General features: G+C 71.6%; 14 protein-coding genes. 4 read left to right on the top strand and 10 right to left on the bottom strand.

Features of this window, described 5'->3' with window-relative positions; all coding sequences use genetic code 11:
* Positions 1–13: 13 nt before the first annotated feature.
* From crtI to HMPREF0321_RS11790, 8 genes are all read right to left on the bottom strand, one after another.
* Entirely contained in the window at positions 14–1,495 is a 1,482-nt protein-coding gene (gene crtI, locus HMPREF0321_RS11825; protein WP_006946680.1) for a phytoene desaturase family protein, read from the bottom strand.
* The gene (gene idi, locus HMPREF0321_RS11820; RefSeq protein ID WP_074046427.1) at positions 1,492–2,211 is read right to left on the bottom strand and encodes an isopentenyl-diphosphate Delta-isomerase; all 720 of its coding nucleotides are present in this window, start codon (positions 2,209–2,211) and stop codon (positions 1,492–1,494) included. The genes crtI and idi overlap by 4 nt, the downstream gene beginning before the upstream one ends.
* Before the next feature lie 55 nt (positions 2,212–2,266).
* A complete protein-coding gene (locus tag HMPREF0321_RS11815) occupies positions 2,267–3,475 on the bottom strand; it encodes a polyprenyl synthetase family protein (protein WP_006946707.1) in 1,209 nt (402 codons plus the stop codon).
* The gene (locus tag HMPREF0321_RS11810) at positions 3,472–5,217 is read right to left on the bottom strand and encodes an FAD-dependent oxidoreductase (protein ID WP_006946679.1); all 1,746 of its coding nucleotides are present in this window, start codon (positions 5,215–5,217) and stop codon (positions 3,472–3,474) included. The genes HMPREF0321_RS11815 and HMPREF0321_RS11810 overlap by 4 nt, the downstream gene beginning before the upstream one ends.
* On the bottom strand, positions 5,214–5,531 hold the full coding sequence (locus HMPREF0321_RS11805; protein ID WP_006946675.1) for a lycopene cyclase domain-containing protein: 318 nt from the start codon (positions 5,529–5,531) through the stop codon (positions 5,214–5,216). Before HMPREF0321_RS11805 ends, HMPREF0321_RS11810 begins: the two co-directional genes overlap by 4 nt.
* A gap of 1 nt (position 5,532) precedes the next feature.
* Positions 5,533–6,003 carry a lycopene cyclase domain-containing protein gene (locus HMPREF0321_RS11800; protein ID WP_040014990.1) on the bottom strand — a complete coding sequence of 157 codons (471 nt, stop codon included), beginning with the start codon at positions 6,001–6,003 and terminating at the stop codon, positions 5,533–5,535.
* Positions 6,004–6,034: 31 nt separating this feature from the next.
* Positions 6,035–7,060 (bottom strand): DUF5914 domain-containing protein, encoded by a 1,026-nt coding sequence (locus HMPREF0321_RS11795; RefSeq protein WP_006946718.1) that lies wholly within the window; start codon positions 7,058–7,060, stop codon positions 6,035–6,037.
* A gap of 79 nt (positions 7,061–7,139) precedes the next feature.
* A complete protein-coding gene (locus HMPREF0321_RS11790) occupies positions 7,140–8,099 on the bottom strand; it encodes a phytoene/squalene synthase family protein (protein ID WP_006946711.1) in 960 nt (319 codons plus the stop codon).
* 327 nt (positions 8,100–8,426) lie between these two features.
* Here HMPREF0321_RS11790 and HMPREF0321_RS15060 point away from each other — a divergent pair, with 327 nt between their 5' ends.
* Positions 8,427–9,641 carry a glycosyltransferase gene (locus HMPREF0321_RS15060; protein ID WP_006946670.1) on the top strand — a complete coding sequence of 405 codons (1,215 nt, stop codon included), beginning with the start codon at positions 8,427–8,429 and terminating at the stop codon, positions 9,639–9,641.
* 37 nt (positions 9,642–9,678) lie between these two features.
* Positions 9,679–11,307: a glycosyltransferase family 39 protein gene (locus HMPREF0321_RS15055; protein WP_006946669.1), complete on the top strand. Its 1,629-nt coding sequence runs from the start codon at positions 9,679–9,681 to the stop codon at positions 11,305–11,307.
* A gap of 115 nt (positions 11,308–11,422) precedes the next feature.
* Here the strand turns inward: HMPREF0321_RS15055 and HMPREF0321_RS11775 are convergent, their stop codons facing one another.
* The gene (locus HMPREF0321_RS11775; RefSeq protein WP_040014964.1) at positions 11,423–12,145 is read right to left on the bottom strand and encodes a hypothetical protein; all 723 of its coding nucleotides are present in this window, start codon (positions 12,143–12,145) and stop codon (positions 11,423–11,425) included.
* Between the two features lie 236 nt (positions 12,146–12,381).
* On the opposite strand from HMPREF0321_RS11775, the gene HMPREF0321_RS11770 reads away from it, so the two are divergent.
* Both HMPREF0321_RS11770 and HMPREF0321_RS11765 read left to right on the top strand, forming a co-directional pair.
* Complete coding sequence (locus HMPREF0321_RS11770) at positions 12,382–13,797, top strand: tryptophan-rich sensory protein (RefSeq protein ID WP_040014985.1); 1,416 nt, start codon at positions 12,382–12,384, stop codon at positions 13,795–13,797.
* Entirely contained in the window at positions 13,797–14,519 is a 723-nt protein-coding gene (locus tag HMPREF0321_RS11765; RefSeq protein ID WP_006946682.1) for a CPBP family intramembrane glutamic endopeptidase, read from the top strand. The genes HMPREF0321_RS11770 and HMPREF0321_RS11765 overlap by 1 nt, the downstream gene beginning before the upstream one ends.
* A 203-nt stretch (positions 14,520–14,722) precedes the next feature.
* On the opposite strand, the gene HMPREF0321_RS17130 is transcribed toward HMPREF0321_RS11765, so the two are convergent.
* Positions 14,723–15,364, bottom strand: coding sequence for a DUF3253 domain-containing protein (locus tag HMPREF0321_RS17130; RefSeq protein ID WP_254653994.1), 642 nt, complete (start codon positions 15,362–15,364; stop codon positions 14,723–14,725).
* Positions 15,365–15,538: the final 174 nt, after the last annotated feature.

The following is a 15,538-nucleotide window of genomic DNA, read 5'->3' as shown; positions in this document are numbered from 1 at the left end:
GAGCGTCGAGCCGTCAGCGCCCGACGTAGGCCTCGACGCGCGCCGCGGCGAGCTTGCCGCTGACGAGCACCATCGGCACGCCGACACCCGGCACGGTGCCGGAACCGGCGAAGAATACGCCGGGGCGGCGGCGTTCGACGTTCGGCGGGCGGAACGGGCCGGTCTGCAGGAACGTGTGGCTGAGCGCGAACGGCGTTCCCGCGGCCATACCCTGCGCCTGCCAGTCGGTGGGATCGACGAACTCGTCGGTGACGATCGTCGTCGGGTAGCCGGCGTCATCGAGGAAAGCGAGCAGTTCCTCCTTCATGCGCGGCCGCTCGGCCGCCCAGTCGACACGCCCGACGTCGAGGTTGGGTGCGGGCTCGAGGACGTACAACGTCGAACAACCCTCCGGCGCGGCGGTGGCGTCGTCACGAGACGGAATGGTGACGAGCCGCGACGGGTCCTGCATCCGCGTGCCGCGCACGAGCAGATCGTCGAACGACTCCTCCCACGCCGTGCCGAAGTGGATGTTGTGGTGCGCGGCGTCGCTCGGCACACCCTCGACCCCGAGGTGCCAGACGACCGCGGACGGCGAGTACGTCGCACGCTTCAGGACGGCCGGCGGTTCGAGGTCGTCGAGCAGCGTGCGGTAGGCGATGGGCAGGTCGGTCGTGCAGACGATCGCGTCACACGGCAGCCGCTCGTCACCACTCGGGCCGGACATCTCGACCCCGGCGACGGCGCCGTCAGCGCGGGTGAGGATGCGCGTCACCGTCGTGTCGTAGCGCTGTTCGACGCCTGCGCGCCCGAGCGCACGCGCCATCGCCTCGGGCACCTCGCGCATGCCGCCGGCCGGGAACCAGACACCCTCGATCGAGTCCATGTACGTGATGACGGCGTACAGCGCGAGCGCCTTCTCCGGCGCGAGACCCGCATACATCGCCTGGAACGAGAAGATGCGGCGCAGGCGTTCGTCGTCGAAGCGCTCGCGGATGACGGGCCCGAGGTGACGGAACCCGCCGAGCCTCACGAGCCGCGCGGCTGCAGCCGGGTTGCGTAGCAGGTCGAGGGGTGAGTCGAAGTTCGCGTCGATGAAGTGCGGCATCTCGACCTCGTACAGCCGCCGCAGCCACGCGACGAAGTCGTCGAACGCCGCCGCGTCCTTCGCGCCGCACTCGCGCGCGATCTCCTCGCGCATCGCCTCGTGGCCGTGGCGGACGAAGATCGTCGAACCGTCCGCGTAGCAGGCGCGGTAGGCGGGGTCGAGCAGCGTCAGGTCGAGCACATCGTGCACGCCCACGCCGATCTGCGCGAGGGCTTCGTCGACGAGGTCGATCATCGTCAGGACGGTCGGGCCGGTGTCGAACGTGAACCCGTCCCGCTCGAGGCGGATACCGCGCCCACCCGCCTGCGCCTGCTTCTCGACGATGACGACGTCGTGCCCGGCGCCGCGCAGATGACAGGCTGCGGCCAGGCCGGCGAGGCCGGCTCCGATGACGACGACGCGACTCATGCGAGATCCTTCTCATCGAGGGGTTCGTGTTCTTCGTGCTGCGTGTGCTCGTGCGCGGTCTCATCGTGCGGGAGCGCGAGCGGCGAGAGGCCGTTCTCCCCCAGCTGCTCGGCGAGCAGCACGATCTGCTCGGCTGCCCACGGGCTGAGCAGCGCCGGAGTGCGACGCGCGAGGTGGACCGCGTCGGGCCAGGCGACCCAGGCCCACTCGCATACCTCGTCGGGGTGCGGTTCGAGCTGCGCCGGGTCGATGCGCCCCACCAGCACCGGGCAGATCTCGTGCTCGACGATGCCGGACGCGTCGACCGCACGGTAACGGTAGCTCGGCAGGACGACGCGCAACTGCGTCACATCCAGCCCGAGCTCTTCACGCACGCGCCGGCTCACCGCGTCCTGCGTGGGTTCGTCGGGGCGCGGATGCCCGCAACAGGTGTTCGTCCACACACCCGGCCACGCGACCTTCGTCAGCGCGCGACGGGTGAGCAGCAGGCGACCCGCGTCGTCGAGCAGGTAGCTCGAGAAGGCGCGATGCAGCGGCGTGTCACGGGTGTGCACCTCGGCGCGCGGGCACGTGCCGATCGCGGCGCCGTCATCGTCGAGCAGGACGACGACGTCGTCGGTCGCGGCCGGCACACCCCTAGTAGGAGCGGCGGGCGCGGCACCGAACGTCGCTTCCGCTGGCTTGCCGGGCGCGTCGATCATCGGCGTCTCGCGCATCGGGGGTGCTTCTTTCGAGTCGTCGGCGTGAGGTGCTGGATGATCCTGACGACGTTCACGCATCGCGCACCGCCAGTTCGTCGGCGAAACGCGTGAGTTCGTCACGCACCGCGCCCTGCGGCAGCGCCGCGAGAGCATCGAGGGCATCAGCGTGGCGATCGGCGATGCGGGCGACGGCCTGCGCGCGCACGCCCGCCGCGTCGAGGCGCTGCAACCAGGCGTGTGTCTCGGCCTCGTCGAGTGGTTCGCGACCCGGCGCCAGGCGTCGCGTCAGCTCGCCGTCGAGGGCCGAGTCGGCGAGGCCGAGGACGGTCGTCGGCTTGCGTTCGCGCAGATCCTCGCCCGCCGGTTTGCCCGTGACGGCGGGTTCGCCCCACAGGCCGATGATGTCATCGGCGAGCGCGAACGCCTCACCGAGCGCGGCGCCGAACCGGCTCAGCCATGTCGGTGGCGCGCTCTCGCCGGCGAGCAACGCGCCGATCTCGAGGGGGCGCTGCACCGTGTACGCGCCCGACTTTGCGTGCGCGACGCGGCGTGTGCTCACCTCGTCGAGGCGTGCCTCGGCGGCGAAGACGAGGTCGAGCCGCTGCCCGGTGACGAGCTCGACGACCGCTGCGTCCCACGCGTCGGCCACGTGCTCCGGCAGAGCGCGGACGAGGCGGTTCGCGAGCGCGAACGCGAGATCACCGGCGAGAACGGCGACGCTGTCGCCGAGGCGCGCAGCGTCGGGGCCGTCGGGCTGAGCTGCGGCGGCTCTCACCTGGTGGTGCGCGGTCGGAGTGCCGCGTCGCGTGTCAGAGGCATCCATGACGTCGTCCTGCAGCAACCCGAACAGGTGCAACAACTCGAACGCCGCAGCGACACGAACGACAGCGTCGGTGGTCGCGGGGTCGTCGTCGGGGTTGGTGCACTCGCGCGCCGCCAGGTACCCGAGGCGGACGAGCCGGGGCCGCACGAGTTTGCCGCCGGCTGCGAGAAGATCACGCACGAGCGTCTCGAGCGACGATGCCTCGACCAGCGCTGACGAGGGCAGTCCGGCCGTCACCACACCGCCGGCGTCGGCCGCGAAGGCAAGGCTCTCGGCCAAGCGCGCCTGCACGGCGTCGAGAAAGCTGGCGGCATCGGTGAGACGGCACGCGTCGCTGCGGCGTCCTCCATCTCGACTCTCGGTGTCGCAGCGTCCCGCGGCGCGCCGCTCGCGCCCGAGTCCTTCGAGCCCGGAACGTCCGGCGTCGGGGGCGACGTCGTTCTGCCGTCCGCTCATCGGCCACGCCCTGACGAATCGCGACCTACCGTCGTGAGGCCACGCTCGCGCAGGCGCAGCGCCGCACGGGCGGCGCGCAGCGACCGCGGGAACCGCGCCCGCGTCGGCACGCTCCACAGCTCGTGCCCGGGCAACCCCCAGTGGCGCAGCAACGCGTTCGCGGCCTGGAAACCGGTCGTCGCCGCCCGCTCCATGAGCGCGACGGGCAGCTCGCAGCGCACGCCGTCACCGGCGAGGACGAGCTTCGGCTGCGGCGTGACGACGCCCGGGCGCGCGGCCCACTCGTCCGTACCGGCGAGGGGGCAGTCGGCCTCGACGAGCACCTCCTCGTGCACCGGCTCGCACCCGGTGAGCTCAGGGTGCAGGCGCTCGAGCTGATGTCGTAGGTCGGCGAGCACTTCGTCATCGGTGACGTCGTCGGGCACCGCGTAAGCATGCAGTTCGACGACGCTGCCGCCGCACCGCTCGGCCCACTGCGCGGCGCCGTCCTCGAGGTCGTGGACGAGAGAGACGTTGTCGAGATGGCCGTACGCGGCCGTGCCGACGAACGGCGCGCGGCCCGCCGCGACGGGGCGGTCGAACCACAGTCGCTGCACGATGAAACGAGGCGCCATCTCCCCGGTCAGCACGGACGCACGCCAGGCCTCGTCGCCGAGGTCGGTGCCGTCGACGAGACGCTGCAGCACGTCACGACTCGTCGCGATGACGACGGCGTCGGCGCGGAGCGAGCCATGGGCATCGTCACGGTCAATGGCGAAGTCAAGGCGGCCGCGACTCGCCTCGTCGGTACCCGCCGCACCCGCAGCCGCGCCGGCGCTGACACGGAAACCCTCGCCGTCGCGCTCGATCGACTCGACGCGACAACCCGTAACGACGTGCGCGCCGAGGTCCTCGAGGTAGGAGCGCAGCGGTCGCCACATCGTCGTGTCGAAGTCGTCGCGGCTGACGTCGAACAGCAGCCCCTCGCCGGAACCGAGGAAGTACATGTGGAACATGGCGACGAGTTCGCCGGCGGAGAAGTCGCGCGGGCCGGCGAAGAAGCTGCGAGCGAACACCTCGAGCGCGAGCGAGCGCATGCGTTCGGGGAACCGCAGCGCGTCGAGGGCGTCGGCGGCGCTCACCCCGTCGTAGCGCGAATACGTGGCGGGGAAGTCGACGTCGAGCAGGTCGAGGGCGCGGTCGGCGTCGACGCGCGTCAGGTCGCGCAGACCGAACGAGGGGCTGCGGGCGACGAACGACAGGAAGTTGAGCGGCGGCCGCGTCGCGATCTGCGTGAACGAATCCTGCGTACCGTCCGCGTGACGCAGCGGGTAGTCGTCGACGGGGCGCAAGCATTCGAGGCTCGGGTCGACGCGGCGCAGCAGCGCGCGCAGGTTGTAGTACTGGCGGAAGAACGCGTGAAACCCGCGGCTCATCGTCGCTCGATCGTCCGGGGCGCCCGACGCGTCAGCGCCCCGGGTCGGCACGTCGACGGGCCAGCTGCGCACTCGGCCACCGAGGCTGCTCTCCGCCTCGATGAGCGTGACGCGCACGCCGCGCTCTGCCAGCCCGACGGCGGCGCTGATGCCGGCGATCCCACCACCCACGACGACGACGTGGGGGGCCGCGGCGTCCGCCACCCTCGACGCAGCAGGGCCGCCCCGACCGTCAGGCTCATGCCGTTCGGCCGCCGCATCACGTCCGGGGCGCCACGGCGGCACCCGTCGCAGCCCCGCCGTGAAGGCCTCGATCGTCGCGCTCATCGTGCGTTCTCCTTTCGGCGGGCGCCGTGGTGTTCCCACAGCAGGATCGTCAGCGTCACCATCGAGAAGCCGAACCCGAAGTCCTCGATCGGGATGTCCCACGGAAAGCGGATGCCGAGGAACTGATCGCGCCCGTAGAGGACGATCGGGTCGCTCAGCTTCGTCAGCCAGCCGTCGACGAGGATCTGGAACGCGAACACGATGACCATCGAGCACCAGTAGCGCGCCGAGGTGAAGATGCCGGTGCGCCAACGCCCTTCGAGAGCGACGACGCCGATCATCGACGCGACGGTCAGCACGGTGTACTCGGGCACGTCACACCTCCCTCGACGGGCGATGATCGCCTCGCGCGGACGAGCCATCAGCCGCCACATGGCGTCCCTCGCCCGCCCGCCCGTCCGAATCGACCCGGGCGAGAGCACTTCTCGCGCTCCCGCTCGAGCGCCACGAGGCGAGCAGGCGCAGGCAGAACCCGACGGCTCCGTACGTCAGCAGCCCGCAGATCGGGATGACGACGAAGAACACGAGCTCCTCGATCGGCATCGGGGTGAGCGGCACATCCCAACCCGACGTGAACCGCGGCGAGTACGACCAGTGATCGCGCACGATCCCGACGATGTCCCACACACTGAACAGCACGACGACGGGCAGCAGCGCCGCGAGCAACCGTCGCGGGCGTGAGTACACGCGGGCGCGCAGGACGAGTTCGAGCGGCAGCGTGATGAGCAGGCATCCACCCATGAGCAGCAGGTACTGATAGGGATCCCAGGACGCGGGCAGGCTCATGTCGCCCACCCCACCACGACGTCGGCCGACGTCACGACTGCCCGTCCCTCGCGAAACCCGAACGCAGTTCGTAGCGACGCTCCGCGTACTCGAGGTCGTCGACCCACAACTGGCCCTGCGTGCGCAGCACGAGCGGGCGGATGAGCGGCGCGAACGCCCGCGCCGCACGGAAACCGGGGCGCTCGGAGTGCGCGATCGTCGCCTCGTGAATGACGCTGCGAGCCGGCTGCTCGGCGCTCGCCGGCTGCACGCACGTCGCGTGGGTCTCGACGGTGCTGCCGACGCCCTCGCCGTCGATGATCGTCATCGTGATCGTGCGGCTGTCGGCGCACGTGAACGCCGCGCGCACCGGAACGCCGTAGGTGTGGTTGAGGCGGAACGTCACGTCGGTGACGAGGCAGTCGTCGTCGCTCGCGTCCTCGTCGACGACGAGGTGGCTGAACGCGTAAGGGTGGAACCAGGCCCCGTGCCACGGGTCGAGGCGATTCGCGATGACGTCGGACGTCTCGCAGCGCGCTTCACGCGTGTAGACCGCGACGAGCGCCTCGTCGAGTGGAGCGCGCGCGGGCAGCACCGGCGCATCGCTCGGCGTCTCGCCGTCGCTGGACAACCGCACCCAGAACAGGACGCCGTCATCGTGCGCGGGGAAGGTGAGCCATTCGCCCGGCCACTCGCTCGGCAGCCGCAGCCCGTGCCAGCGGCACAGCACGTCGCCGTCATCGGTGTGGCAGTTCTCCAGCAGCGCACCCATGTGCGGGCACGCGCCCGGCCCCGCGAGCGCCGAGCCGTCGGTGCCGCGCCACAACGCGATCTCGCGTCCGAGGATCGTGCGCACCGTCGAACGCCCCGCGACGACGTCCGTGCTCGCCGCCGCGACGTGCCAGCCACCTGCGTCCTGGGCGAGGGCGCGCGCCAGCATCCGCTCGATGCGGGGCACCGCGGCCTGACGCCACGTCGAGCGAATCTGCTCCTCCGGCGGCTGCGGGACGCGTCGGATCGGGTTGCGCCGCGCGATCTCGGCACGCAGTTCGGCGCGGTTGCGGGGCGGGCGTCTCATCTGCGGCTCCTTCGGCGAGTTTGGGTGGGCGAGGGGGTGCGGTGGGTCGAGCCGGTCTCCATCGTCGGGTGCGCCTCGCTCATGACGCGGACGACGTCACGGCCGGCTCGTTCGCCACGGCCGATGACGAGGGGGCGACCGGCGCAGCAGTTCGGGCGCGTCCGGTGACGACGACGGCTCCCGCGATGGCGCTCTTGCGTGCTGCGGAGACGCGGTGGCGCGTGCTGAACACGTCGTAGTCGGCCGCCTCGATGAGGCACAGGATGCGTGAGTACATCGCGAGCGCCGCGCCGACGCACCGTCGCGACGAGGCCGGCAGGTGCGGCAGACCGGCTTCGGCGTCGTGGAACAGCGCGCGGTTTCGGGCGATCTGCTCGGCCATGAACGCGCGCCACTGCGGGGTGACGCGGCGCAGCCACGGGTCGGCGCCGTGCGCGGCGAGTTCGTCGGCGGGCAGGTAGACGCGACCGCGTTCGAGGTCTTCGCCGACATCGCGCAGGAAGTTCGTCAGCTGGAACGCGAGCCCCAGCGCGCGGGCCGGAGCGAACGCGGCCTCCCGCGAGCGCGGGCGCAGCACAGGCAGCATCATCTCGCCGATGACGGCGGCCGAGCCCTCCATGTACTCGTCGCGCAGCTGAGGCCACGACGCCCACGACGTGCGGACGAGATCGAGCTGCATGGCGCCGAAGAAGCGGTCGTAGCAACCGGAATCGAGGTCGAGACGCCGGGCGGTGTCGACGATGGCGGCGAACAACGGGTCGTCGCTGCGCCCCGCGGCGAGGTCGGCCTGGAAGCGCTGTTCGAACTGCGCGAGACGCTCCCCCGGCGGCAACGATGCGTCGAGGCCGTGCCCGGTGGCCTCCTCGGGCTCGTCGACGATGTCGTCGGCCAGGCGGCACAGGGCGTACAGGCCGTAGACGTCGCGGCGCTGCTGCGGCGGCAGGAACAGCGTCCCCCAGTAGTACGTCGTGCCGTGCATGCGGGTGATGTCGCGCGCCTGGCGGTAGCCATGCGTGAGGAGGGCCTCGGGGTCTGTCACGAGTGCCTCCACGGGTGGCGGGGTGTGAACGTCCATCGGCCGGTCGCAGGTGAGGGGGACCTGCTCGCGGGTCCGAACCATGAGCATAGCCGCCGACGCGCCGATGCGAGCGCCCCGGAGGCGTTGGAAAATCACGGAATTCGACCATGGGGGTTGGCGTTCGCGACCGTGCCGCGGCGACTCTGCGGGCCCGTTCGTGCCGTCGTGGCGGCACTACGATGAGGGCACCCGTCCGGCTATTCGAAGGTGTGCCATGCGATTCCGACGCCCGCGCGAACGCGACGCGAGCACCGAAACCCCGTGCGTTCACCCGTCGGAGCAAGCTGCATGAGGGTCGTCATCGCCGCCGCCGGCAGCCGCGGCGACGCCGTCCCGTTCGGGGTGCTCGCCGCGCGTCTCGTCGCCCGTGGGCACGACGTCACCGTCGTCACCCACGCGTCGCTCGCGCACGTCATGCCTGACGGCCCGCGCGTCGTGACGGTGGCGAGCGATCCGGGCGCCCTCCTCGCCGGCCCGGCGGGCACCGCACTGCGGCGTGGTGATCTGCGCGCGCTCAACCGCACGCGCAACGTGTTCGCCGAGTTCCTGCAGTCGTTCGGGCCGACCACGCGTGAGGCGCTCGCGGGCGCCGACGTCCTCGTCGCCTCGAGCTTCGCGATCGCCGCCGTCGACGAGGCGATGCGCGCCGACGTCCCCGTCGTCCGCGCGCACCTGTGGCCCGAGTTCGACAGGCTCGACGGGCCGATGCCGCTGCTGCCGTACGCGTGGACGCTGCCCACCGGTGTGCGGCGTCGCGCGCGTGGAGCGCTGCGGCGCGTCGAACCGTACTTCGCGGGCGTCGACGGCGGATGGGCCGACGGCCGACTCGACCTGCGCGCCGCCCACCCCACGGGCCTGACGACGGCGACTCTTGGCTCGCTGCACGCGTACAGCCCGCTGCTCGCCGACCCGGTGGACGACTCCCGCACTGTCATCACGGGGTGGTGGCGCGAGGCGCCGCACGAGGGCTTGTCGGAGCGCACCCGGGCGCTGCTCGCCTCCGGCGACGAGTGGATCGCCGTCGGGTTCGGCTCGATGCACCAGAACTCACCGGGCCGCGTCGTCGACGTCGTCACCGAGGCGTGCCGGAGACTCGGCGTGCGTGCGCTCGTCCAGCTCGACGGTGCGCCGCGCGAGGCGGATGGCGTCGTCGTCGGCATCGGTGACGAGCCGCACCACGCGCTGTTCGCGCAGGTGCGCGCCGTCGTCCACCACGGCGGGTCGGGGACGACGGGTACCGCGCTCGCCGCGGGCGCGCCCAGCGTCGTCGTCCCGCACTTCGCCGACCAGTACCACTGGGCGCACCGCCTCCACACGCTCGACGCCGCACCCGCGCCGCTGCCGCGTCGATTGCTCACCGCGGGGTTGCTGACGCGTCGGCTGCGCGCAGCGATGAGTGCTGAAATGCGCGAGCGTGCAGCGGATCTCGGACGTCAGGTGGCGACCGAGGACGGCGCGGGCGTGGCCGTCGCCGCCATCGAACAGTTCGTCGGCGGGGCATGACGTGACGCTGTCCGCGTCGAGTTCATCGAGGTGGCGTGTGTCGGCGCGGTTCGTCGAGGCGCAGCCGTGGTGGCGCCCCGGTGCTCCGGCAGCGCTGGCTGTCATGATCGTGCTGCTCGCGACGGCTTCGCGCCACGGTTTTCACGGCGACGAGCTGTACTTTCGCATGTTGCCGCCCGCGTGGTGGTACGACGATCAGCCGCCGCTCACCGTCTGGCTCGCGCACGCAGCGGCGTCGGTGAGTGACGCGGTGTGGGTGCAACGGCTGCCGGCCGCGCTCGCGGCGGGGGCGGGCGCGCTCGTCGCGGGGCTGTTTCCGCGGCTTCTCGGCGCTGATGTGAGGGTGCAGCGCATCGCCGCGTGGGCGCATGCGTTCACCGTCTATCCGCTGCTCATGGGGCACGTCATGCTGACGGCGAGCCTCGATCTGCTCGCGTGGCAGCTCGTCGTGCTCGGTGTCGTCGCTGCGCTGACGGGGCGTCGCCATGCGCTGACGTGGGCCGGCGCGGCGGCTGGGGTGGCGTGCTGGAACAAGCTGCTCGTCCTCGTGCTCGTCGCGGCGGTCTTCGTCGCGCTCGCCGCGTGCGCCCGGTGGGTGCTGCGCACCCGTGACGCCTGGTGCGGCGCCGCGTTGCTCGTCGCGGTCGGCGGGTTCCAAGTGGGGGCGCAGATCGTTCACGGCGTGCCGATGCTCGACGTCTCGGCCGACGTCGTCGCCCGCCATGGCGCGCTCAACCGATGGCTCGTCGTGCCGCTGCTCGTCGTGTTCGTCGGACCGCCGTTCGTGCAGGTCGCGTGGCGGGGGTTGTGGTGGCACCCGGGAAGTCGTCGTGCCGCCCACCCCGGAGCTGACGGCGGCGACGACGGCGGTGGGCACGCCGAGGCGAACGGCTGGCGCAGCGGTCCCGCTGACGACGCCCGCGTCAAGGCGTTCGGCGGCGTCACGAACGATCCTTTCTCCACCGACGACGGTCACGCCGGCCGCATCGCCCCGGACCCACCACGACAGCGCACCGGGCCCGTGCTCGCCGTCATGGCCGCGATCGTCCTCGTGTTCGCGCTCGTCTCCCCTGCGCAGCCCTACTACGCGGTCGCGGTGTTCTTGCCGCTTGTCGCGGTCGGCTGGGCGCGGGCGGCTGCGGACGAGGAGCACGTGTGGCGGCGCGCGCCCATCGTCGTGACGGCGAACGCCGTCGTCGCAGCCCTCATCTGCCTACCGATCGTGCCCGCTTCGTCACCGGCGTTCTCCATCGTCTCCGCCCTCGACCCCATGCAGCGCGACCAGACCGACTGGCCGTCACTCGCCGCCCAGATGGCGACAGCCCGTCCGACGGGTGCGGCCATCGTCACCGATTCGTATGCCCTCGCCGGAGCTGCACATCAGTACGGCCCTGCGCTCGGGGTGCCGCGTGCCGACGTCGCCTCGTGGCACAACGCGCTCTGGAGCCTCGGGCCGCCACGCAGCGACGGGGACACGCACGACGTCCTCGCCGTCGGTGGGGACGAGCACCGCATCCGTGCGGCGTTCACACGCTGCGACCCCGCTGGACGGCTCATCGCGCCGCACGACCCGTTCGGCCTCGACGGCACGACGATGCTGCGATGTTCCGACCCGCGAGGAGGATGGGGCGCCGTCTGGCCGACGTTGCGCCGCCTCGGCGGTTGAGGCGCACTCCCCCACTCCTCGTGTGGCGCGGCGCGCGTCCAAGGCCGCGATGTTGCCCACTTCTTGGGGCGCGGGCGCCGTGACACCCGGGCAACATCGAGGGAGGCGGGGTGTGTCAGGGTGCGGTGATGTCGCGCGGGCGTCGCAGCAGGTCGAACGCCACGACGACGAGAGCAACTGCGAGCGCCAGCAGCGAGACGCCCTCCGCCACCCCGCGCGGGATGGGCGCCGGCGCCGGCATGACGTGGTCGAGACTCATGAGCGACGACACGGCACCCAGCGCCCCGAGCGCGCGCGTCAGCGTGTGACGGGGCTCGCGCTCGCTCGCGAACCGATCGTGATCCCCTCGTGAGTCGGCCGACCGCACCCCCACCAGCCCATGTGCGAGCAACAGGACGGACGGCGCCGGCAGCGCGAGCACGCCGCCCACCATGTGCACCCCGATGGCTCCGTCAGCGGGAAAGACCGCGACCCACACGAGTCCGACGCCGAGGCAGACGAGCGCCGCCGTCAGCAATCGTCCGAGTCGATCGTGCGTCAGAACCCCCGCCGTCAGGATGCAGGCTCCTGCGACGCCCACGGCGACGTTGAAGAGGTCGGCGCGCGGCGAGCAGACCCAGAATCCGTGCCAGTCGCGGCAGATCGTGCGTCCGAGGTCGCTGATCATCGCGCGCCGCCAGGAGAACGACGCACCCCGAGCATGCACCGCCGCGACGTACGCGCCCACGCACAGCACGAGCCCGAGGACGAGCAATGCCGCCGCCGAACGCTCGCGCCGAGCCGAGCGGCGCTCGGCTCGGAGCGGCGGGTGCGAGGGCTCGCCCTGAGGTTCGGACACGTCGAGGAGTGTAGGCCGCAGCCGCCCAGCCCCCTCGTGGGCGCCGGCAGGCTGGAATGACGGCGAACCGTTCCCCACGCACCGCGGCGCTCAGGTGCGCCCGCATGAGCGGCGCAGCTGACGCCCGCGCTGAGCAACCCCGCTGTGACCGGCGCCGCTGACGCCGACGTCAGGTAGGACTATCCTGAAATTCCAACGTGATCCACGCGCATTCCTCGATGAAACGGATGGACTTCATGACCTCTCGCCTCGCCCTCGTCACCGGGGCCACCGGATACGTCGGCGGCCAGGTGGCCGCTGAACTCGTCGAGCGGGGATGGCGCGTGCGCGTGCTCAGCCGCAGCGAGAAGAAGGTGCGTGCGCTGCCGTGGGGCGAGCACGTCGAGGTCGTCGAGGGTGACGCGTCCGAGGCCTCCGACGTCGCGCGCGCCATGGAGGACGTCGACGTCGCCTGGTACCTGCTGCACTCGATGAGCACGTCCGACGACTTCGTCTCCGAGGAGAAGGAGATGGCCTCGACGTTCGCCGACGCCGCCCGCGACGCCGGCGTCTCGCGCATCGTCTACCTCGGTGGCCTGCACCCGGACGACGAGGACGTCGAGCAGTTGTCCGACCACCTGCGCTCGCGCGTCGAGGTGGGCCACGTGCTCATCGACTCCGGCGTGCCGACGGCGGCGCTGCAGGCGGGCGTCGTCATCGGTGACGAGTCGTCGTCATTCATCATGCTGCGCAACCTCAGCGAGCGCCTGCCCGGCGCGATCGCGCCGAAGTGGATCAAGAACCGCATCCAGCCGATCGCCGTCGCCGACGCCGTGCACTATCTCGTCGGTGCCGCCGACCTGCCCGCCGACGTCAGCCGCACCTTCGACATCGGCGGCCCCGAACCGATGCCGTACGGCGACATGATGAAGCGCTACGCGAAGGCGACGAAGCGCTGGCTGCCGCGCATCGTGGGCACCGCGCCGGTGACGACGGCCGGACTCGCCGGGCACTGGATCGGCCTCGTGACGCCCGTCTCCAGCAGCCTGGCGGCGCCGCTCATCGGCAGCCTGCAGCACGACACCGTCGTCCACGAACGCGACCTCGACGACCTCGTCGGCGCACCTCCGGGCGGTCACACGACGTTCGAGGATGCCGTGCGCGCGGCCGTGAAGGACCTCGACACCTCGCGCTGGGTACGCACGCTCGGGCTGACGTCCGCCGCCGTCGCCGCGACCGCCGTCGCCGGCTCGCTGCTGACCGACCCGAAGTCGGCGTGGTACCGCACGCTGCGCAAGCCGGCGATCCAGCCGCCGCCCGCCGCGTTCCCGATCGTGTGGAGCGCGCTCTACACCGACCTCGCGCTCATCTCGAGCCTGACGATCGCCGACCTCGCCGAGACGGGCCGCACCAAGGAACAGCGGGCGTACATCGCGGCGCTCGCCGCGAACCTGGCCCTCAACGTCGGCTGGAACGGCACGTTCTTCGCCGCGAAGAAGCTGCGTCCGGCGGTGCTGGAGGCTGCGGTGCTCGCCGCCAGCTCGGCCGACCTCGTGCGCCGCGCGCACAAGGCCTCGCCGGAGAAGGGCGTCGTGCTCGCGCCGTACGCGGCGTGGACGGGGTTCGCCACCGTCCTCAGCGCCGTCATCGCCCGTCGCAACCCGGGACGCTGATGGCGACATCGCACCGCTCACCTCGCCACGTCTTCGGCGCCGCGCTCGCAGGGGCACGCGACGTCGAACTACGTGACGCCGCAACCGATCCCGTGCCCGAGCATCGTCTCGGGGCGACGCGGGTCATCATCGGCGCGACGGGCGTCGCGGCCGCCGTCGCACTGTCGTGGTCGCTCAATCTCGAGCCGGGGCAGGCCCTGTTCTACCCGGCGACGTTCCTCGTCGCCGTCATCTACGGAGCGGGGATCTTCGCGGCCGGCCGGGTCGGCGCGACCAGGCTGCGCTGGCGCGCTGACGGACGCGAACTGCTCGAGGCGTTCGGCATCGGCATCGCGTTGGCGCTGTTGTTCGTCGTCGGCGCGTTTCTCGTGCGCTTCATCCCGGCGCTGCGCGACCCCGTCTCGCACCTGCTCGACCATGCCCGCAAGGGCAGCCTGCCGATCGTCGCACTGACGACGGCCGTCAACGGCATCGCCGAGGAGGTGTTCTACCGAGACGGGCTCTGGCGCGTGCTGTCGCCGAGGAAGCGCGTGCTGTGGACGACCGTCGCCTACACCGCCGTCACGGCCCTGACCGGCATTCCGCTGCTCGCACTCGCCGCGGCGATGCTCGGCTTCGTCGTCGCCGTCCTGCGTCAGCAGTCGGGCTCGCTCGCGGGGCCGATCGTCACGCACCTGACGTGGTCGATGCTCATGCTGTTCGTCCTGCCGCACGTCGTGTAGTGAGATCGGCCGCCCGACGCCCTTGACATGGGTGTCCCCCCGCTGCGATCTACGGTGGATGTCAACCTGTGGTGCCAGGCTGGCACTCAGGGCGGCGTCGGGGGACGGTCGCGGCGGATCTCGAGTGATACGCCCGTCGTCAGACTGAGCGTCAGCGATTTTCGCCCGACATCGCGTCGGCAGCGCCGCGATGTCGGGGAACATCACGACGTGGGGCGCTCCCCAGCGTCACCACGAATGTCATCGTCAGCGCCACCGTCGGCAAAGATGATCCTGACGGGCCCGCGAGCTGTCTCGTCGACGGCCTTGCCCTTCTGGGTGACGAGCACCTCGCCGGCCGCTCGCATTCGATGCGCCACGGCGCGGACGGCGGGCATGAGGTCGCGCCACCCGTCATCGCCGTTCGTCGCATCGCTGCCCCCGGTAGTGGTCGACTCGCCTCCGACTTGGGTCGCCGTCTCGTGGCCACTCGCCTTCGAAATACCGCCGCCATGGATGTCAGTGTGCGCGCCGCTGCCGACCACGCGCGCGACGTCGCTGGGGCAGATGCTCTTGCCGGCGCGATGACGCAGCAGCGCACGGATCGTCGCTTCGATGCGGACGTCGCGTTCGTCGTCGGACGGAGTAGTCCACCATTCGTAGCCCCGTTCGCCGAGAGCGATCTTGGCCTCCTGCACGCGCGGTCGGGCGTGCTCGGCGTCCGTGCGCACGAGGCGACGGGCGGCCATCAGTTCGTCGACGAGTTCTTGCCGCAGCTTCGGCGGGATGCCGGGGTCGGACGCGCGCCAGCGTCGACCGTTCACGACGATGTACCGACCGTCCGGGGTGCGCTCGGGTTCACTCACCCGCCCACTGTGACGGCCCACGCCGCCGCGTGTCCACCGGAGCACGTCCGACATGCCCGAGCCGATGAAGACGGGGCTGCCTCGCGCCGCCTCCCCGGGGCCTGGCTCATGTCGGCGGCACCGTCTGACTGCAGATGCGCGATGCACTTGTCAGGCCGAGGGACGATCGTTGCC

Origin of the sequence: Dermacoccus sp. Ellin185 (assembly GCF_000152185.1) — a bacterium.
GTDB classification, from domain to species: Bacteria; Actinomycetota; Actinomycetes; order Actinomycetales; family Dermatophilaceae; genus Dermacoccus; species Dermacoccus nishinomiyaensis.
This window is presented reverse-complemented; position numbering and strand designations above follow the sequence as displayed.

Coding starts and splice junctions, on each gene's coding strand:
- HMPREF0321_RS11765 (WP_006946682.1), top strand. CDS start 13,797: ATGGCGACATCGCACCGCTCACCTCGCCACGTCTTCGGCGCCGCGCTC.
- HMPREF0321_RS15060 (WP_006946670.1), top strand. CDS start 8,427: ATGAGGGTCGTCATCGCCGCCGCCGGCAGCCGCGGCGACGCCGTCCCG.
- crtI (WP_006946680.1), bottom strand. CDS start 1,495: ATGAGTCGCGTCGTCGTCATCGGAGCCGGCCTCGCCGGCCTGGCCGCA.
- HMPREF0321_RS11770 (WP_040014985.1), top strand. CDS start 12,382: ATGACCTCTCGCCTCGCCCTCGTCACCGGGGCCACCGGATACGTCGGC.
- HMPREF0321_RS11810 (WP_006946679.1), bottom strand. CDS start 5,217: ATGAGCGCGACGATCGAGGCCTTCACGGCGGGGCTGCGACGGGTGCCG.
- HMPREF0321_RS11795 (WP_006946718.1), bottom strand. CDS start 7,060: ATGAGACGCCCGCCCCGCAACCGCGCCGAACTGCGTGCCGAGATCGCG.
- HMPREF0321_RS11815 (WP_006946707.1), bottom strand. CDS start 3,475: ATGAGCGGACGGCAGAACGACGTCGCCCCCGACGCCGGACGTTCCGGG.
- idi (WP_074046427.1), bottom strand. CDS start 2,211: ATGCGCGAGACGCCGATGATCGACGCGCCCGGCAAGCCAGCGGAAGCG.
- HMPREF0321_RS11800 (WP_040014990.1), bottom strand. CDS start 6,003: ATGAGCCTGCCCGCGTCCTGGGATCCCTATCAGTACCTGCTGCTCATG.